17 protein-coding genes and 1 CRISPR repeat array are annotated in these 18,168 nt (G+C 45.9%); of the genes, 3 read left to right on the plus strand and 14 right to left on the minus strand.

Annotated elements, in window-relative coordinates; all coding sequences use genetic code 11:
* Positions 1–35: 35 nt before the first annotated feature.
* From ABXS88_RS05240 to ABXS88_RS05290, 11 genes are all read right to left on the minus strand, one after another.
* A complete protein-coding gene (locus ABXS88_RS05240; protein ID WP_353674126.1) occupies positions 36–293 on the minus strand; it encodes a DUF1816 domain-containing protein in 258 nt (85 codons plus the stop codon).
* A gap of 64 nt (positions 294–357) precedes the next feature.
* The gene (locus ABXS88_RS05245) at positions 358–1,755 is read right to left on the minus strand and encodes a TldD/PmbA family protein (RefSeq protein WP_353674127.1); all 1,398 of its coding nucleotides are present in this window, start codon (positions 1,753–1,755) and stop codon (positions 358–360) included.
* A gap of 110 nt (positions 1,756–1,865) precedes the next feature.
* Positions 1,866–3,123: a CRISPR direct-repeat array (repeat unit 36 nt; unit sequence GTGCTCAACGCCTTTCGGCATCTAAGGTTTGGACAC).
* A 574-nt stretch (positions 3,124–3,697) separates the two neighbouring features.
* Positions 3,698–3,949 (minus strand): hypothetical protein, encoded by a 252-nt coding sequence (locus ABXS88_RS05250; RefSeq protein WP_353674128.1) that lies wholly within the window; start codon positions 3,947–3,949, stop codon positions 3,698–3,700.
* A 31-nt stretch (positions 3,950–3,980) separates the two neighbouring features.
* Entirely contained in the window at positions 3,981–4,613 is a 633-nt protein-coding gene (gene cas5 / locus ABXS88_RS05255) for a CRISPR-associated protein Cas5 (RefSeq protein ID WP_353674129.1), read from the minus strand.
* 18 nt (positions 4,614–4,631) lie between these two features.
* Positions 4,632–5,018: a type II toxin-antitoxin system VapC family toxin gene (locus ABXS88_RS05260; protein WP_353674130.1), complete on the minus strand. Its 387-nt coding sequence runs from the start codon at positions 5,016–5,018 to the stop codon at positions 4,632–4,634.
* Positions 5,015–5,269, minus strand: a complete 255-nt coding sequence (locus ABXS88_RS05265; RefSeq protein WP_353674131.1) for a hypothetical protein — start codon at positions 5,267–5,269, stop codon at positions 5,015–5,017. Before ABXS88_RS05265 ends, ABXS88_RS05260 begins: the two co-directional genes overlap by 4 nt.
* Positions 5,270–5,284: 15 nt before the next feature.
* Entirely contained in the window at positions 5,285–6,145 is an 861-nt protein-coding gene (gene cas7i / locus ABXS88_RS05270) for a type I-B CRISPR-associated protein Cas7/Cst2/DevR (RefSeq protein ID WP_353674132.1), read from the minus strand.
* A gap of 50 nt (positions 6,146–6,195) precedes the next feature.
* A complete protein-coding gene (gene cas8a1 / locus ABXS88_RS05275) occupies positions 6,196–7,707 on the minus strand; it encodes a type I-MYXAN CRISPR-associated Cas8a1/Cmx1 (protein WP_353674133.1) in 1,512 nt (503 codons plus the stop codon).
* Complete coding sequence (gene cas3, locus ABXS88_RS05280) at positions 7,707–9,980, minus strand: CRISPR-associated helicase Cas3' (protein ID WP_353674134.1); 2,274 nt, start codon at positions 9,978–9,980, stop codon at positions 7,707–7,709. The genes cas8a1 and cas3 overlap by 1 nt, the downstream gene beginning before the upstream one ends.
* Positions 9,970–10,614, minus strand: coding sequence for a type I-MYXAN CRISPR-associated protein Cas6/Cmx6 (cas6, locus tag ABXS88_RS05285; protein WP_353674135.1), 645 nt, complete (start codon positions 10,612–10,614; stop codon positions 9,970–9,972). Before cas6 ends, cas3 begins: the two co-directional genes overlap by 11 nt.
* Positions 10,614–11,618: a WYL domain-containing transcriptional regulator gene (locus ABXS88_RS05290; protein ID WP_353674136.1), complete on the minus strand. Its 1,005-nt coding sequence runs from the start codon at positions 11,616–11,618 to the stop codon at positions 10,614–10,616. The genes cas6 and ABXS88_RS05290 overlap by 1 nt, the downstream gene beginning before the upstream one ends.
* 259 nt (positions 11,619–11,877) lie before the next feature.
* Between ABXS88_RS05290 and ABXS88_RS05295 the strand changes: the two genes are divergently transcribed.
* On the plus strand, positions 11,878–12,033 hold the full coding sequence (locus ABXS88_RS05295; RefSeq protein WP_353674137.1) for a hypothetical protein: 156 nt from the start codon (positions 11,878–11,880) through the stop codon (positions 12,031–12,033).
* Between the two features lie 114 nt (positions 12,034–12,147).
* Here ABXS88_RS05295 and ABXS88_RS05300 read toward each other — a convergent pair whose 3' ends face one another.
* Both ABXS88_RS05300 and ABXS88_RS05305 read right to left on the minus strand, forming a co-directional pair.
* Positions 12,148–12,588, minus strand: coding sequence for a hypothetical protein (locus tag ABXS88_RS05300; RefSeq protein WP_353674138.1), 441 nt, complete (start codon positions 12,586–12,588; stop codon positions 12,148–12,150).
* Between the two features lie 125 nt (positions 12,589–12,713).
* Positions 12,714–13,082 (minus strand): YccF domain-containing protein, encoded by a 369-nt coding sequence (locus tag ABXS88_RS05305; protein ID WP_353674139.1) that lies wholly within the window; start codon positions 13,080–13,082, stop codon positions 12,714–12,716.
* Positions 13,083–13,208: 126 nt separating this feature from the next.
* On the opposite strand from ABXS88_RS05305, the gene ABXS88_RS05310 reads away from it, so the two are divergent.
* Entirely contained in the window at positions 13,209–15,830 is a 2,622-nt protein-coding gene (locus ABXS88_RS05310) for a replicative DNA helicase (RefSeq protein ID WP_353674140.1), read from the plus strand.
* The gene (locus tag ABXS88_RS05315; protein ID WP_353674141.1) at positions 15,820–17,433 is read left to right on the plus strand and encodes a glycosyltransferase family 39 protein; all 1,614 of its coding nucleotides are present in this window, start codon (positions 15,820–15,822) and stop codon (positions 17,431–17,433) included. The genes ABXS88_RS05310 and ABXS88_RS05315 overlap by 11 nt, the downstream gene beginning before the upstream one ends.
* Here the strand turns inward: ABXS88_RS05315 and ABXS88_RS05320 are convergent.
* Positions 17,417–18,157, minus strand: a complete 741-nt coding sequence (locus ABXS88_RS05320; protein WP_353674142.1) for an HAD family hydrolase — start codon at positions 18,155–18,157, stop codon at positions 17,417–17,419. The two genes, ABXS88_RS05315 and ABXS88_RS05320, sit on opposite strands and share 17 nt — an antisense overlap.
* Positions 18,158–18,168 lie beyond the last annotated feature (11 nt).

Genomic DNA, 18,168 nt, shown 5'->3' on the forward strand with positions numbered 1-18,168 from the left:
AAAATACCAGTAACATCGCGGACTTGGAGAGTTTGTTAATCTTCCTGGCTAATGGTCAAGCGGCGAGGACAGCAACGCTCGATTACAGAACGAATTCCCTGCGCTCCTTCCAGTTCTAGGTCATGGAGATAAACCGGAGAATGGGCCTCGGCTTCAACGCTAGAATCAAAGGGGCCAAAATAATAGATACAGGCCGGAGATTGGGTTTCGATGCGAACCCACCACTTCTGATTGACAAAAAAAGCAATACTAACAACCGAAAAATAGATTAAAAAGAGCAAAAGACCTAACATAAACCCTTATCCCGTCCCTAGACCCGAAAATCAAACATCTTGATTGTAGTTTGCTTCCCCTTGCTCAAACATCACCTCCCACCACCACATCCCGAATTCGCAGACTGGGGCCGCCACAGCCGACGGGCAGGCCACTCTGGCCCCCTTTGCCACAGCCCCCCGATTCATCCCAGTAAAAGTCATCCCCCAGGGCCTCGATGTTGGCGAGGGTCTTGAAGACATTGCCAGATAGGGTGACATCCTTGACCGGTTCCGCTAGTTGGCCGTTGCGAATCATCCAGGCCTCGCCGGCGGTAAAGGTAAACATTTCACCGTTGGTCATCCCCCCCAGCCAATTACGGGCATAGACCCCTTCTGGTATCCCCTGGAATAAATCCGGTACTGGGGTGGTTCCCCGCTCAATCCAGGTATTGGTCATGCGGACAATGGGAGGGTAATGGTAATTAAGACAGCGAGCATTGCCCGTCGGTTTTTCGCCTAATTTTCCGGCGGTTTCACGGGAATGAAGCCGGCCCACCAAAATTCCATCTTGGATCAGGGGGGTCGTCGTCGCAGGCACACCTTCATCATCGTAGGCGTAGCTACCCCGGTGGCCAGGGGGCGCCGCCCCGTCTAGGATCTGTAGCTCGGGGGGGCCAAAGCGTTTGCCGAGACTCATCACTTCCAACAGGTCAGGATTTTCGTAGAGCATATCTGCCTCGGACAAATGACCAAAGGCCTCATGGACAAACAATCCCGTCAAAATGGGGTCGATCACCACGGTATAGCTTTTACCCTTGACCGTCGGGAGACTGAGAGCCGTCACAGCCCGTTGGGCCGCTGATTGAACCGCTTTGTCGAGATTCAACAGATCGGCAAAGCCGCGGCGGGAGCCGGTGGTTTCTCGGCCCGTCTGTACCTGACTTCCCTCGCGGGCCGTGGCCGAAAAGCGCATTTCTAGATCGCACCAGGCCTGATCAATCCAGGTTCCTTCCGACGTTGCCAGGAGAATGCGCTGATGACTGTCGTTGTAGCGGACACTGGTGGTGGTAATTTTGTCACTAGTCTGGCGGAGGAGATCATTGTAGTGGTCACAGAGGGCCTTTTTTTCCACGAGAGCAATCTGGCGGGGATCACGCTCCGAGGAAACTTGATGGCAGACCGCTTGGATGGGGTCAACCGGAGCCAGTTGGGTTTCTTCTTCTCCCACCCACTTCGCACTGGTAATCGCCGCTTCCATTCGTTCCGACAATTGGCCCAGGTGATTAAAGGTGGCAAAGCCCCAGCCGCCCCGATGACAGGCCCGGATCTGGCCCCCGATGGCCAGGCTCTCACTCAAGGTTTCCAGGCGGTCGCCCCGGAGCAGAATCTGGGTACTGTCCGACTGTTCCAGCCGAATTGCCAGAAAATCCACCCGCTGACGATAGCGCTGAAGACAATGGTGGAGTTGCTCTTGAAATTGCTCAAAGCTAAACTGAGTCATGGTCTGGCCGGGGCTAGTACTAATTGTTCTTCATTATGCCTGAATCTGGTTGGGGGATGCTAGGCTAGGGGCGCAATGTTGCCATTCTCGCTGATGTAATTATGTATCGCGTGCTCAACGCCTTTCGGCATCTAAGGTTTGGACACACGTTTGCGCAGAAAACGCTCTACCGTCGCACCGAGTGCTCAACGCCTTTCGGCATCTAAGGTTTGGACACTTGACTACAAGCCCATCGTTCACGTTCAGGCTGTTAAACGTGCTCAACGCCTTGCGGCATCTAAGGTTTGGACACATTTAAGTCCGCCGCCGCGGCTGTTACCGCTGATTCGTGCTCAACGCCTTTCGGCATCTAAGGTTTGGACACTGCGCAGATGGCCAACACGCTCTAGAAGGTCGGAACGTGCTCAACGCCTTTCGGCATCTAAGGTTTGGACACGACGAAGTACAGGAAGCTATCGCCCTAGTACCAGGGCGGTGCTCAACGCCTTTCGGCATCTAAGGTTTGGACACATCGATAGCAAAGTTCAAGGCCCTGCTCATCTTTGTGCTCAACGCCTTTCGGCATCTAAGGTTTGGACACATTTACCGGGGAAGACCGCTGAGCCAGGAATAATCAGTGCTCAACGCCTTTCGGCATCTAAGGTTTGGACACTACCTGCTGACTGACGGGAGCCGCTACAAGATTGGGTGCTCAACGCCTTTCGGCATCTAAGGTTTGGACACCCACGGAAATGGGTTCACGGGTGCGTGGATTGTAGTGCTCAACGCCTTTCGGCATCTAAGGTTTGGACACATGAATTAGAGAACTCTAGGGTTAGGTGTCCCTTCGTGCTCAACGCCTTTCGGCATCTAAGGTTTGGACACCTTCTAGTATTGTATTGGTGGAAGGTTCCAATACACGTGCTCAACGCCTTTCGGCATCTAAGGTTTGGACACCTTCTAGTATTGTATTGGTGGAAGGTTCCAATACACGTGCTCAACGCCTTTCGGCATCTAAGGTTTGGACACCTGGTTCCTCGTCATAGCCTTGAGCAGATTCGCCCCGTGCTCAACGCCTTTCGGCATCTAAGGTTTGGACACTTTCTGGTAGCCCTGCAAAATCATTTCTACTTCAGCGTGCTCAACGCCTTTCGGCATCTAAGGTTTGGACACCCTCTTGGATGTCGTCTAGGGAATGCTTCAGCGAATGTGCTCAACGCCTTTCGGCATCTAAGGTTTGGACACATAGAGTCCATAGGCGGCAAGGTTGAGAGGGGTACGGTGCTCAACGCCTTTCGGCATCTAAGGTTTAGACACTCTCTACGGGCCCGAGCCGATTTATATCTTTCTATTTTGCTCAACACTTTACAGCATCAATGGTTTAATTATGATGTTCCGTCTAGCAATCGGAGGGTGACATTCCCTCTGTGCTTAACGCCTTACGGCATCTAAGGTTTGGACACCCTGTTCAATATCGAGACGGTCTAGCAGAATTTGCACGTGCTCAACGCCTGTCGGCATCTAAGGTTTGGACACCCACTTTTCTTTTTCCGTGTTTTCGCAGGTGAAGTGCTCAACGCCTTACGACATCTAAGGTTTGGATACCCAAGTCATCGAAAAGACAGAGTACCGTGACCGCATATGCTCAACGCCTTTCGGCATCTAAGGTTTGGATACATAACTGCCAAAATTCAGATTAATAACAACGTCAGGGTGCTCAACGCCTTGCGGCATCTAAGGTTTGGACACGTGGCGATAAATGCCTTGGCTTCCTCTAAGGTTTCGTGCTCAACACCTTTCGGCATCTAAGGTTTGGACACTCAACCAAGACAAGGGGGTCAATTTTTGTCTCCTTAGTGCTCAACGCCTTTCGGCATCTATGGTTTGGACATTGCAGGAAGGGCTACAGCAACAGCCGGAGCAGATTGGTGCTCAACGCCTTTCGGCATCAATGAATGGAGTATTAAGGATTATCGCAATTAGGATTTAAGCCTTTTAAGACAAGCACAGAATTAAGGGGTTTAGTGGGGTCAAGCTGGCCCCGGACATCCCCGTGAGCGCCATAGTAGTCCTCGGTATTGACATCAAATTGAATATCCAGGGTTTCCAAAATAGAGACATCGTTATAGCCACCTTCGTAGCCCTGGACGACGACAGGTAAAGACGGATCATATTGAGATAGAACTTCGATTAATGCGGCAATCGTCATCATCATTTAAAAGGGAATTGCTCTACTTTGATCGACACTAATAATTCGCTTTTATTGTAACCCAGGCCTCCTGACGAAATTCTCCCGTTTTCTCCAGGGTAAATCGCTGGAATGTCCCCTGGGTTGTTTTTCGATCAATCCAGACTGGCAAGGCAATCAAACCCCGGTTATCCACCACGAGCCAATGGATCGGCCCATCCGACTCACGATAGGGTCGAAATCCGTTCACCATGGCCCAAGATTCTCCCAAAGATAATCCACCAAAACGGCTAATTTGGTCGGGTGTAGAGACAGCAATCGCCACTCGTTCAGCCAACGTCACCTGAGCTTTTTCTCCTGAAGAATCAATGACAAGAGCAATTTTGAGATCAGTTAATAACTCTTGAAAATTGGGCTTAGAAAACTTACTACTAGGATAAGTTCCCAATCTCTGCTTACTAAACTTGTGATGGCGTTGTTTACGGACAATGCGGGAAATGGGAGGGTGATTACCAATTAAACCGATAGCAATTTTTACCCCTAAATGGGTTGTTAAGTCTTCTTCTCCCACTAAGGACAGGAGAAAGCCATAGACCGTTGAAGGAGGCGGATAAAGATAGGTTTCTTTGTAGTCTCTGGCAAAACTACGGGGAAAACTCGTACAGGGACAATCGAGATAAAACGTGTTCATAGTTTGTCTAGATCAAAATCACCAAATAATATCTAGATATCCCCACTTCTGAATCAGAGAATCCTTCGAGACTAAGGGAACTTGATAAAACAAACCCGTTGCAACGATTAATCTATCGGCTGGATCATTATGAAAATTGCCAGGAAGTCGAGTAGAAAGTACTGCAATTTCAGGGCCAATGGTCAAAAGCCGAACCTTAGGATGCTCAAGGGAGAGTCGCAACCAAACCTGAACGTCCATTGAGAGAGTTAGACGATTTTTTGCCACTAACATCGCCACTTCCCAGCAACAAATACTTGGTACGCCAATCGTCGAATGTTGCTCAATCGTTGCCAGGGCTTGGGGTGAAAGGGCCGTTGATTCTGTCATCCACCAGATCCAGGCATGGGTATCTAAGATAATCATTCTTGAGCATTCCAAGTAACATCGATTGGACTTAATAGATCGGTTTCATTGATAACGCTATTTTTTAGAGGATTACCACTAGACCAGGAGGAAATATTTGGATTCTCCGAGATCATAGAGGAGTTGATCGCATTATCCTTTTGTTGTGCCTGTTTGAGTCCTAACTGGAAATAATGAATCAGTTCATAAACTTGATTCAATTTTTCTTCTGGAATTTCGTTAAGTTCGTCAATGATTTTTTGAATTAGCATTTTTCACCTCTTGGGTTATGCAGAAAGTTTAATTTTTAAGGAGTCTTTTGCTTCGGCGATTGCCGCTTTAACCCCTCCTTGTACCTTAACTCCTAGTTTTTTTAATTGCTCACCGTAGGGAGTTCGTGTTATTTCTCCACCGACCATTAACTCAGAAGCAGAAATATCTCCGACCTCTACTAAATGCACTAAGCGAGAACATCCGACACCATCTCCAATCCGCTCGAAACAGCCCATAATCCAGGGACTCGGATCTTCGGTGATGCGTAACACGATGGATTCAGGACGAAATTCATAAAGGAATCGAGAATGATTACCCCCCACATGGCGAAGGCTAGCTATCGCTTCCAATAAATATTCAGCCCGCTCAATTTTTTTCAGGTGAAAAGGGGTAACAGCTAAAGTGTATTGATAAGCTGTGCAATGAACTTCTGTTTGGTGAATTGAGGTTTTACCCTTTGTCCCGCCCGTAGAACCAAAAGCTATATCACCCCAGTAGGGATCGAGACTGATCGCCCGACTAATTTCTAAAGCTCCCCGTCGTTTAGTGGTGGCATCTTTATTGTCGGAACCTTTTTTCGCGTCCATATAGCCAAATAGGTCGTCATCAATAAACTTTTCGGCATTGAAGACTTCGGTTTTAAATTCGTATTTGTCCTGGTCTGGATTGAAAGTGCGATTAGTTTCATCGCCATGATGCTGTTGAAAATATTCCCGATAGGCCCAACGAATAGCCTCAGCACTTACTGTTGTGTATTGGTCAATGCCACGGGTAATTTTTTGTAAAGTGGACAGGGTACTACCATCTCCTTCACCTCGATTATTAGCGGCAACAGCAGTCGGGGTCACGATAGTTGCAAAAAGATGTTGCGTCATGATGGGTAAATTCCTAAACGTTAAGTTGATGATTGGTGAGTGGATTACAATTAAGCAAGCTCAAGTTCAAAACCTGCGTCTGTTTCTGGCTCAGTGGTGACTTGGTCAAGGATTTCTTCCGGGACTTCCGTTTCTCCTTGCTTGTTCTTTCCTTCATAAGTGGCGATCGCCAATAAAGCTAAATCACGGGCTTTTCGCCAATTGTGGCCACGATGGAGCCATTGATAAATTTCTGGCCCAGACCCTCGGGCCGCTTTATTGGGATTACGGCTGAGAAAATCCACTACGGCGGTGGCAAACTCTTGCTGAGTATTGGGACGTTGTAACAGATAAAGAATTTTCTTCGTGACCTGTGGATAATCTAGTTGTCGTCCTTGTTTGTTAGCCTGTTCAATTTGACTTCGCAGATAAGTGCTAAATCCTCCTTTGATAGCATCAAAAAAAGTTTGTTCAAGCGGTTCAAGATAATGGGTCATTTGGTTCAATCCTTTACGTTCATAAATTTCGTTGGTTTTACGGAATTCAAAAAAGCCTTCATACCAACGTTTGTTGGCAATTAGGTTATCCGCAATCCAGGGCAAGACCTTAGACGGAGCCAACCAGGTTCTCTCACCATCTTTATCTTGAGTGGTACGAACAACTGAAGGAAATAATTGCCAAGCATTTTGATATAGCTCCAATACTTGCTCGGTTACATTGACTCGATAAACTTCCTGTTTTAAATAGGATTGATTACCATCCCAGGGTTGTTTCCCTAAGCGATACACTTCACAGTAGTTCACACGAAACGCTTGAGAGTCTTCAATCAGTTTCTCCTGTAGAAGAAATCGCAAGGCTGACTCTCCTGCTCCATTAGCCCGAAATTGTCCATAGGAAGTCAATTTTTGCACTGTTTTTCCTGTTGCTTGCTTGCGGCGCTTGACCCAAGCTGTAAGGTTAGTAACACTAGGAATAACTAATGCTGATAAAAAACTAGGCAATCGAAAATATTGACAAGCGATCGGCAAGAAGAGCAAAGCTATATAATTTTCTGGAGATTCTTGATATGCACCGTTCGCAAAATCTTCCACTAATCCGGGCAAATGATGGCCTTTTAAGGGAATACTTTTCTTAAATTTACCCTTATTATCAAAAGCCTCTTTAAAGTCACTGGTGTAGTAACAACTCAGTAAAGGGCGATAATTGATTAGAATTTCTGGTTGCCCCTCATCTACTCGAAAATTTAAGGGAATGGTTTGTTTCTCGAAACTCCTTTGTTTACTATGCTGTAAAAAAGTAGTGGTTACACCATCTGTAAAAATGTAGCGATTGGGTTCATCCAATTTGAGGGCTTTCACCTCTAGATAACCATTTTTAATTTGATAGGTCTGTTTTAATAACCATTCAATAGCTTCTTGATCAGTGCAATCCCAAGTTAGTTTTACTTCATTATCTGAAAAATCCCCTTTCAGCAACGCATCTGTTTTATCAATTCCCGATAAAGCTAATGCTAATCCTGCGACTCCTGCCCGATGGGGTAGTAAACTATTGGCATTAAAGAGTGAAAGCTTCATTGTTGTCATTACTGTTTACCTCCCTGTTTTTTTGCACCAACTTCCTCTGTATAAGACCAAATATCAGAGGGAGCAACGGGATAAAATTTATACTTTTCTTTTGGTTTCCATTTATTCATAGGAACGGGTATGGTGTATTTCAGAATATCTTTCGTAGGTAAGGTTTTAATCGTCGGTAAATCTTGCTCTAAAAGTACCGTGATGTTGTGACTTGCTGGGCGTAGGGATGCCGGGTAACTTCTCCAATAGCCATCTAACCAAACCAAATCTAGATCATCTTCAATAGCTGTTGGCTCTGGGGTAAACGCTTCTAGCCATTGGGCTAACTGAGCTTGATTAACGTCATCTGTAAAATTTTCAATCATGGCTTTTCCCTCTGCTAACATGGCGGCACTGTAGGGAAACCCCTCTTTGTCATCGGGATAAAACCAAGCATCTAGGGGATGACCACAATATCGACGGTTTAAGCGTCCTAGCCGTTGAATTAACCCCGCAGGATCGGCAATCTGAGAAACTAATAACGTAGCGGATAAATCCAACGACATTTCTGCTACTTGGGTACAGATAGCAATCACAGGCTTCTTCTGATTTGGCTTAAACGCATCCACAACGGCACGATGATGGTTTACCCTATCTTGATAACGATACCGACTGTGATAAAGCAGTGCCTCTAATCCTCGACGTTTGGCTTCCTGATAAACAGCGATCGCCGTATTGACCTGATTACAGACCCAGAGAACTTTTCCTCCCTCGGCTAATTCTTGCTCCACTCGCTCCCAGTTCGGTACTTCTTGGAGATAAAAGCGATAACGAGGTTGGATTTCTAGCTCCCTTGGCCCTTCAATAATTTCAATCGGTTCACCAACTGCCTCCTCAATTGCCCGTTTTTGCCAGGGCAATATCGAAGCTGACATTAATAAGATAGGCGCTTTGACAACCTGCAAAAATCGCAATAACGTCCCAAACAGTTTGGCATCATAGCAGTGAATTTCATCAAAGACAAAAGCCGCATTGGCGATCGCCGGAAAACAGTAAAGCGGACGACGATTACATTGAAATAAGCCCAGTACAGTGTCAACGGTACACACGACTGATTCAGCTCCCCAGGCCCGGAAGGATTCAAGTTTAATAGCTATCTCTGCTCCCGATTCTAGTTCCTCTTCTTCCCCAGTTTTCATCATCTCTAAATCCACTTGATAGCGGGAGTGGAATAGCTCGGCTTCTATTTTGCCGTGAACATAATCAATAAATCCCTCGGTACTGGTTCCCGTCGTGGGATAACAGAAAAAGAGCTTACGACCAATGGCATGGGTTTTTGCCCAGTTATAAGCCCCCAGTGTTTTTCCTGTACCACAACCGGCCCTGACGATGGCTACATGGCTTGTGATTTTGCCCAAATTTTCTTGAAATGGTAGTAATATATGTTTTCCTAGACGTTGTTTAATGACTTTATCGAGTTTGTCTTGATCCAGGGTTGTAGAAATTTCTTGCTCAATCCATTGTTTGTAAGTTAATGTCCGACCATCCTCGGTTTTTAAATCCACATTAGGAAATGCAGACGCAGAACAATCTCCTGCAATGAGCAACGCTTTGATGACAGCACATAGAACTAGATCAATAGATTGCTCTTCTAAGGCCTCTTTTATGGCTTGACGCTTTTGTTTGATCTCTGTAACCGTCCAATTTTGTTTAGGAGCCACTGAGAGTTTCAGCTTTTTAGGTAAACCTTCTAGACTTTTAATGCCATACCTCAGCAAGCCCCTAAAATTAGAATGCTGGAAATAGAGTAATATTTCGACTTCACCACTCTGCTTCAGTTCGCCAAACTCATCATTTTGTTTTCCTTCTTTTCCTCCTAGCTTAAGATGATGTCCACCTGCCGCCACTAAGGCCGTATAAAAATCTCCTTCGGCTTGTTGTAACCATTCTCGAAATTCCCAAGCTAAAAAAACAGAAATAATTTCATGGCGTAACATTTGTTGCTGATTTAGATCCCGTCGGGGAGAGGTACCGAGAATTTGGGAGCGCACCATACCTTGAAAATGATGGTTTGCCTTACCCCAATCGTGAAGATAGGCCGCGAGTCTTGCTGTATTTCTCAGATAGGCTAAATCATAGATTAAACCAAATTGCTTTAGTAGACGCTCACCTAAAACATCAACTAACGTCGTAACAGCATTAACTACATCTGCCGTATGGCCTACCAAGCTATAAGACCCCTTCCAATGCCCTGGCTGATAGGATTTAGCCAGCAAACAATCTGGTTTCAATTTAGGCAACATTTTCTACTTCCTCCTTTTTGGGATAGAACCAACCACAACCAAAATGTCCCCTACCACCTAAACCTAAACATTGCAATTTAATGGAATCCTCATTACTTAATCCTTCCACAGTTACACCGAAACCCATAATGTGCTTGCCATGAATACACAGCGATCGTCGAGCTAAATTACCGTCAGCACTACTCTCAATAAATGGTTGACCTTGAATTTCTAGTCTTTCTAACCCTTTTTGACAAGATTCAAGAAAATATTGAGGGGCAGTATGATCATCCCACTCCTCTAATTTAATTACTACGAGTCGAGACGTTAAAACAGACTGAGGTTGAATGATGGTTAAGCGCGGCTGAATTAAGCGAATTAAATTTCCCCGTAAATCTAGTACCTGATTTTGCAAGATACGGTACCATATTTGGGCTTGCTCTGCTGGACAACGTAATCGAAAGCGAGAACGACGATTCAAATAGATCATTCCTTGCTTATTACCAATACCAGGAATGCTAGAGATTAAAATCTCTGGAGAAATTTCAAGATCTTGAGCTTGGCAGATTTGTTTAATTGCGGAGTAAAGACTATAGCCATGATCGGCGGGAAGGGTTTTACCTCGCAGGGAAAATTGAACCTCTAAGAAATTCATTACTCGAAATCTCCTGTTTGGTTTTGTTGGGCCATCACCTGCGTCTCCTCCTGAAGTAGTTTGACCAACTCCGGTGGGGATTTCGCTAAGGCCTCTTTGCCATAACCCAAGACCCACCGCTTCACCTCCTGAAGCCCGCCCACTTCTATGTGCAGAGTCAAAGAACCATCCTCATGCTCGTCAATTACCTGGGAATGATGCCAGCGTCGTTCTCGGATATAGGGGGCTGCTTTCCGGGTAAATTCAATCGCAATCGGGTATAGGCGATCGCCTTTTTCCATCTGGAAGGCCCGGTTAAGATGTTCCTCAAGGTTAAAGTTGGAATCTGGCTCAAAATGGCTATCCAATAAACGATATTCCCGAATCCGGTCTAAACGAAAATCCAAAAATTTGTGGCGGTAATGACAAAAAGCCACCAGCAGGGGATTAGTCCCTCTGTAAATATTCAAATGATAGGGATCTACTACCCGCTCCGTTTCTGCATCACGATTGGCCGTGTAATAGTGTATCCACACTTGGCGCGATGACTGCCAAGCCTCCATCAAGACTTGATAAATTTCCGGGTCAAGGTTTAACAGCTCGGCCCCTGCCCGAAAGTGAATCCGCTCATCCGCCAATCGTTGTAAATCAACCCAAACCCGCTCTGGCAAACGCCCGGCAAGTCGTTGAATCGAAGATCTTAGCTCGGCTTCATAGGCACTACCGGAATAGGCTTCTAAGGCCTTGGCCCCCAAGGTCAGGGCAAAGAATTCTCCCTGACTTAAGGGAATGGTCGGTAAGCGCCAACTTGCATCGGTGTAGTAGTAGCCTCGCTTTAATTCAAATTGCAGGGGAGCATAAAAATAAACTTCTAAGCAATCTATATCACTCCGAATCGTGCGTTCAGATACTTCAAGGGTTTCTGCCATAGAGCCTGCCGTGTGACGGATACGAGAGCGAATCAAATCGTCAATCTTGATTAAACGCTCCAGTTTTTTGGGAGGTAAAGATTTTGCAACAGCCACTGAGTTGTACCTGAACTCTACTGAGTATCCTAAAACAGCTCCCCTGCAAAAAATATTCAGGGTATAAAATTATTGATTTTGAACAGGATAATAAATGTCTGGTTTCCCTTTTTTTCCCTTTTTTGCGATGTGGGCCAGCCCAAGCCAGCCAAGAAGATGGGACTGACATGCACCCGTGGAATCCCTAGGCTAAGGGTAGAGAGTTAACCTTAGCTCTCAATTGGTCTCGGTGTGTCAGGAAGTGATCAGGAGATGACCGATGAAACGCAACTTAGTCACCCCTCTGGCAATCGCCTTGCTCCTTGTCTTAGGTCTGGAAGCCACCGTTTGGGCTGCTTCCCCTCATCCCCAGGACAGTCAAGTCGTTTATAACGGCAAATGTCCGGGAGATAAGGACGACGATTGTAAAGATTAATCTCAGGTCAAGGCAGGACTCAGCATGGGACACCAGGACTGAGTATCTGTTGAGACCCGGAGGGGGCCGACTAAGTCAACCTGGATAGCATCTCCTTCACCTCCTTTTTGTGGTTTATGAGGCCTGAAGAGACGGGCCCGACTGGAATAATTCAAAGGCTTGACGAGTAAAGTGTCGCAATTTTTCTCGAATATCGGGGGCCGGTAAGGCTGGGCCTACCACCTGCCAACTTTCTACGGTGGAAAGACGCCAGGCCAGGCCCTGGTGGTTAATCCCAATGGTTTCAATGCCGATCAGGCGTTGGGTTTGGTCGCTGGGGTCGGGGTGGAAGCGAATTTGCACCAACATACTCCGGCTCTGGTAGCGGGGACTCCAGCCAGGCAAGTGAAAGGCAATGTCAATGGAATAGGGATCGACGCTATTGCGCGTATCTGGGTCATTGCGCCAAGGTCTGAGGTCGGCCCGGGCATCGGGGAACTGGGCCTTGAAGAGGTGGACAGCGGTGGTGATCTTACTGGTAATCTCCAGGCTGTGGGCTTTTTCTAAAGCGTTCATAACGACCCCTCTCAAAAACAGCAATACAATCGAAATTTCTTCAGTATCTCCCCAGGGCCTCGCGCAAGACTGTAGCCTGATAGCAATTCTTGCCCAAATTCCCGCGAGGTGTCGAGATGCCAGGTCTAACGCAATTCCCGGCCAAAGGGAAACAGGGCCAAGGGAATCAGCTTAAAGTGTTGCAAGGCGAAGGGGAAGCCAATAATCGTCACCGCCAAAATCAGGCCCGATGTCAGATGGGTGAGGGCAATCCCCCAACCCAGCACCAACAGCCAGACCAGGTTCAAAATCATATTTAGCAACGACCCAGCCTCAGGGGTTGGCACAATTTCTCGTCCAAAGGGAGTCATGGTGGCCACGCCTAATTTAATAGCCTGCTGGCCAAAGGGAATCCCTACAATAGTGAGACAGACGAGTATGCCGCCGAGGATATAACCGATTCCTGCTAAAAACCCTCCAAAAATTAACCAGATGAGATTTCCGAGTAAACTCATGGCCCAACTCCTTATCGGCTCGTGTCTTCATCCTAATCTAGGCGATAGATTGTATCCGCTACCATAACAAACCCCTTTTTTCTCTGCCACTCCCCATCCTGATTCGTCGCCCTTGCTACCTTTTCTATGATTGATAGTCATTCCCTCCCTCCCCAAAATATTGAAGCCGAAGAGTCGATTCTTGGGGGGATTCTCCTCGATCCAGAGGCCCTAGGGCGGGTGATGGATCTGATTACCGTTGAGGCCTTTTATGTCAAGGCCCACCGCCAGATCTACGAAGCCATGCTGAGTCTCCAGATTCAGGGCAAACCAACGGATTTAATGACTGTTAGTAGCTGGCTACAGGATCATCACCTCTTAGATAGCGTGGGGGGCGTTGCGACCCTGACCCATCTTCTTGACCGCACGGTATCCGCCGTCAATATTGACCGTTACGCCACCCTGGTGATGGACAAATACCTGCGGCGTCAATTAATTTCTGCAGGCCATGAAATTGTGGCCCTGGGCTACGATACCACCATCGAGCTAGACAAAATTCTGGATGAGGCGGAAAAAAAGATCTTTCGTCTAACCCAAAAACGACCCCAGGATGGCCTGGTTCCCCTGGCAGAAACCTTGGTTCAAACCTATAGCGAACTCGAAAAGCTTCACCAAAAAATTACCACACCGGGAGTTGTCACGGAATTCTACGATTTGGATGCCATGACCGGTGGTCTGCAACGGTCTGATTTAATCATTCTTGCCGGTCGTCCTTCCATGGGTAAAACTGCTTTTGGACTGAGTATTGCCGCTAATATTGCCAAAAAACACAATCTTCCTGTTGCCATTTTTAGCTTGGAAATGTCCAAGGAGCAATTGGCTATTCGTTTACTAGCCAGCGAGGCCCAAATTGATAGCAATCGCCTCCGGACAGGTCACTTTAGCCAGGCGGAATACGAACCGTTAACCATTGCTCTAGGGAATTTATCTAGTATTCCAATTTTTATTGATGACAGTGCCAATCTTACGGTAATGCAAATGCGCTCCCAGGTACGCAAACTTCAAAGTGATCACAAAGGCCAACTGGGTTTAGTATTAATTGATTATTTACAATTGATGGAAGGAGCTAGTGATAATCGTGTCCAAGAGTTATCTAAAATTACTCGCTCGTTAAAGGGGTTAGCGAGGGAAATCCATGCCCCAGTCATTGCTCTTTCTCAATTAAGCCGTGCGGTGGAATCTCGTACCAATAAACGTCCCATGATGTCTGATCTTAGAGAAAGTGGTTGTATTAGTGGTGATAGCTTGATTACCTTAGCAGATAGTGGCGAAAGAGTCCCCATTAAAGACCTACTAGATCATAAAAATTTTAAAGTAATTGCAATTAATGAAAAAACGCTAAAACTAGAAAGTGCTTGTGTTAGCAACGTTTTCTATACAGGGCAAAAAACCATTTTTCATTTGAAGACTCGCTTGGGCCGATGTATCAAGGCAACTGCTAATCATCAATTTTTTACAATGGATGGCTGGAAGCGCTTAGACCATTTAGAGGTCGGTGAACATATTGCCTTACCTCGAATTATCCCTCTAAATAACAACAATTCGTCTATAACTAAAGATCAATTAGCTCTATTAGGACATTTAATCGGTGATGGTTGCACCCTGCCTAGACATGCCATTCAGTATACGACAAAAGATTTAGACCTAGCGGAGATAGTCGTTGAACTAGCTGAGAAAGTTTTTGGAGATAAGATTGCTCCTAAAATCAAACAAGAACGACAATGGTATCAAGTCTATTTATCTGCAAATTACTCACTTGCCCCTGGTATCAGAAACCCTATTACTCAATGGCTAGAATCATTAACAATCTTTGGTCTACGCTCCTATCAAAAATTTATTCCCTCTATCGTATTCCAGCAATCATCAGTAGCAATCTCTATTTTTCTCCGGCATTTATGGAGTACAGACGGTTGCATAAACTTACTTCAAGGACAACGTCCAAGACCTGTTGCTTACTATGCAAGCAGTAGTGGACAATTAGCAAAAGATGTACAGTCTCTGCTGTTAAGACTAGGAATTAATGCACGATTATCTCGAATTTCTCAAAATGGGAAAGGAAGAGATAACTATCATGTTACGATTACTGGTCAAAGAGACTTGCAACTATTTATCGATCATATTGGTGCCATTGGCTCTAGCAAGCATAAGAGCTTACGACAAATTCAAGACTATATTCATACCCATGTAGCAAATCCTAATCGAGATATTATTCCCCAAAGTATTTGGAAGTACTATGCTGTTCCTGCAATGCAAGCTTCGCAAATGACGATTCGTAGTATGCAATCACAATTGGGAGTTGCCCACTGTGGAACCAGTTTATACAAGCAAAATGTGAGTCGTTATCGAGCCGCTCGATTAGCTGAAGTCGTTCAATCCCCTGAAATTGCTAATTTAGCGCATAGTGATATTTATTGGGATGCCATTACAGAAATAACAAGAGGAGAAACCGAGGCTGTTTTTGATTTAACCGTGCCAGAATTGCATAATTTTGTTGCTAATGACATCATTGTTCATAACTCTATTGAGCAAGATGCTGACTTGATCATGATGATTTATCGGGATGAATATTATAACCCTGACTCTCCAGATCAAGGCATAGCCGAACTTTTAATTACCAAACACCGCAATGGGCCAACCGGTGTGCTCAAGCTTATTTTTAAACCCGAATTTACCCAGTTTTTGAATCTCAAAGGTGGTCATGAATATTAGAGAAAACAATTTCCGATTTAGTGCTAAGAAACCAGCATCTAATTTCTGGCTAAAAACTTTAATTGTTAATCTGATTTTGCTTGGCATTATCTTCCGTATTTCTAACATCGAGCATAAAGTTTACTGGCATGATGAGGTTTATACGGTTCTTCGTTCAGGAGGATACTTTAGTGAAGACCTCACTCGCTCGTTATTTAACAATCAGGTCTTGACAGCTCAAGAATTACGCCAATATCTAGATATAAAACCCCAAAGTACTATTGTTGATACCCTACAGTCCTTGGCCCGAGAAGATCCCCAGCATCCCCCTCTCTATTTTTTGATTAATCGCTGGTGGATGCAAATCTGGGGAACCTCTTTAACCGCTTTGCGGAGCTTGCCGGTGCTGATTAGCTTACTATCCTTACCCGCTATTTATTATTTAACTCGAGAACTATTTCCCCAGAGTTTGGCTTCCCTACTGTCTATCCTGCTCTTGTCCCTGTCTCCATTAGATATTTTATTTGCTCCCGTTAGTCGTCAGAATAGTCTTTGGACGTTCCTGGTAATTATAAGCAGTTATTGCCTACTCAAGGCTTTACGTTCCCAAGAAAATAAATATAAGATGCAATGGTGGGGCCTTTATTGTCTGAGTTGTCTTGCTGGCTTTTATACGCATTTATATTTCATTTTGACCTATATTGCTCAAGTCCTAATTTTTCTAATTGCTATTGTTAGCTATCCCCATTTTCGTTATCACATCAAGGCCTGGATTATTTCTAACAGCTTGATCCTGCTAGGAATTTTTCCCTGGGTGATGGTCATGGTTCATAACTATTCCAGGGCCTTATCCGTTACCAGTTGGAGTCAAGGACGCTATAGTCTCGATACGGTTAAGCTTTGGTTTTTGAATGCGACGGCTTTGCTAGTGGATCTCGATCTTGGCTTTAATCATCCCCTGACGTATGTGGCTAGACTCCCCTTTCTATTGGTTCTACTAGTCTCCTGCTATTGGCTCGGACGTCAACAATCACGCTTTATTTGCTTATTTTTATTTAGCTTGGCCGGCCTACCTTGGCTCCTCTTAATTTGCTCCGATCTGGCCTCCGGTAGCCAGCGGTCAACGGTAGGGCGCTATTTAATTGCTTGTTATCCATTTTTACAAATTATCATGGCCTATGGCCTGGCTTATTTTCTAGCGACGGGCCAGAAATGGCGCTATGGCCTCATTGCCCTTTTACTGAGTTGCACCGTCATTTCCAATACCATTAATTCTTTTTCTTTAACAAGCTGGTCAAAAACGCCCAGTAACGGCAATATCGAAGCCAGTCAACTGATTCGTCAGGCTAAAACTCCGCTTATTGTGACAGACCGAGGCAATTATTTCACCAATTTAGGCAATATCTTGGCCTTGAGTTATACGTTACCCATTAACACGCCGATAGGTCTTCTGACTTATCCAACTCAGACCCCGATGCTGGCGGATGTTTTAGCCCAACACCAAGGGACAGTTTTTGTCTACGACCCTTCCGATCGACTCCTCGCTAGCTTAGCGGCCCTTGGTCACCAGGCCCTCCTCGTTCAGCCAGAGGGCCGTCTCTTTAAACTCAAGGTATCGGATTAATTTCCAGCAAATCCTGCACCACTGCATCCATGCCCATTAGCTCCACCGGCGGTAAATGAGGCCACTGAACGGCAATCACCGCTTGGGCTCCGGCCTTTTTGGCCATGGTAATGTCGCCCTGGGCATCTCCAATCATTACAGTGTAGCGAGGTTCGACGTCCATTTGCTCGCAGGCCCATTGGTAAAGGGCCGGGTCGGGTTTGCTGCGGCCCTGATCCGAGCCCAATAGTAGAGAAAAATGCGGGCCTAGTCCGTGGTCATGGACAAAACGCTCCACACTGGCTGTCCGGGCTGCTGAAACAATGGCCAATTTGACCCCCGTGGGGATGAGTTGCTCAATCAGGGCCCGGCCACTGGGAAAAATCGGACAGGTTTCTCGATTGGCTTGAACCTGCTGGTCAGCTCCCTGGAAACAAGTATCAGCCATCGTTAAGGCTTCAAACCAACTGCAACCCGTTTCAGCGATGTAAGCCGCGGCGGCAATCAGATTCTCGCGACGACTTCCCACAGCCATTAAACCCGCAGGGTCTAAGTGATTTGCCTTTAAGCCAAAGGCTCGCTGCAGGGCCTGGCCTTGCCCCGTGACTCGGGTTTCAATCTGTTCAATCCGGGCAAGGGTCAATTGCTGGAGATAGGGATGAGAATTTTCTAGGGTGCCATCCTTATCAAAAACAATGGCCTGAATATCCGACCAGATCTGACCGTTACAGTAGAGCGCGACCATGCTGTTTTGCC

This window comes from Synechocystis sp. LKSZ1 (assembly GCF_040436315.1).
Lineage (GTDB): Bacteria > Cyanobacteriota > Cyanobacteriia > Cyanobacteriales > Microcystaceae > Synechocystis.

What these genes read in the sequence shown, in the direction of transcription:
- ABXS88_RS05240 (WP_353674126.1), bottom strand. Translation starts at nt 293, where the DNA reads ATGTTAGGTCTTTTGCTCTTTTTAATCTATTTTTCGGTTGTTAGTATT.
- ABXS88_RS05245 (WP_353674127.1), bottom strand. Translation starts at nt 1,755, where the DNA reads ATGACTCAGTTTAGCTTTGAGCAATTTCAAGAGCAACTCCACCATTGT.
- ABXS88_RS05250 (WP_353674128.1), bottom strand. Translation starts at nt 3,949, where the DNA reads ATGATGATGACGATTGCCGCATTAATCGAAGTTCTATCTCAATATGAT.
- cas5 (WP_353674129.1), bottom strand. Translation starts at nt 4,613, where the DNA reads ATGAACACGTTTTATCTCGATTGTCCCTGTACGAGTTTTCCCCGTAGT.
- ABXS88_RS05260 (WP_353674130.1), bottom strand. Translation starts at nt 5,018, where the DNA reads ATGATTATCTTAGATACCCATGCCTGGATCTGGTGGATGACAGAATCA.
- ABXS88_RS05265 (WP_353674131.1), bottom strand. Translation starts at nt 5,269, where the DNA reads ATGCTAATTCAAAAAATCATTGACGAACTTAACGAAATTCCAGAAGAA.
- cas7i (WP_353674132.1), bottom strand. Translation starts at nt 6,145, where the DNA reads ATGACGCAACATCTTTTTGCAACTATCGTGACCCCGACTGCTGTTGCC.
- cas8a1 (WP_353674133.1), bottom strand. Translation starts at nt 7,707, where the DNA reads ATGACAACAATGAAGCTTTCACTCTTTAATGCCAATAGTTTACTACCC.
- cas3 (WP_353674134.1), bottom strand. Translation starts at nt 9,980, where the DNA reads ATGTTGCCTAAATTGAAACCAGATTGTTTGCTGGCTAAATCCTATCAG.
- cas6 (WP_353674135.1), bottom strand. Translation starts at nt 10,614, where the DNA reads ATGAATTTCTTAGAGGTTCAATTTTCCCTGCGAGGTAAAACCCTTCCC.
- ABXS88_RS05295 (WP_353674137.1), top strand. Translation starts at nt 11,878, where the DNA reads ATGAAACGCAACTTAGTCACCCCTCTGGCAATCGCCTTGCTCCTTGTC.
- ABXS88_RS05300 (WP_353674138.1), bottom strand. Translation starts at nt 12,588, where the DNA reads ATGAACGCTTTAGAAAAAGCCCACAGCCTGGAGATTACCAGTAAGATC.
- ABXS88_RS05305 (WP_353674139.1), bottom strand. Translation starts at nt 13,082, where the DNA reads ATGAGTTTACTCGGAAATCTCATCTGGTTAATTTTTGGAGGGTTTTTA.
- ABXS88_RS05310 (WP_353674140.1), top strand. Translation starts at nt 13,209, where the DNA reads ATGATTGATAGTCATTCCCTCCCTCCCCAAAATATTGAAGCCGAAGAG.
- ABXS88_RS05315 (WP_353674141.1), top strand. Translation starts at nt 15,820, where the DNA reads ATGAATATTAGAGAAAACAATTTCCGATTTAGTGCTAAGAAACCAGCA.
- ABXS88_RS05320 (WP_353674142.1), bottom strand. Translation starts at nt 18,157, where the DNA reads ATGGTCGCGCTCTACTGTAACGGTCAGATCTGGTCGGATATTCAGGCC.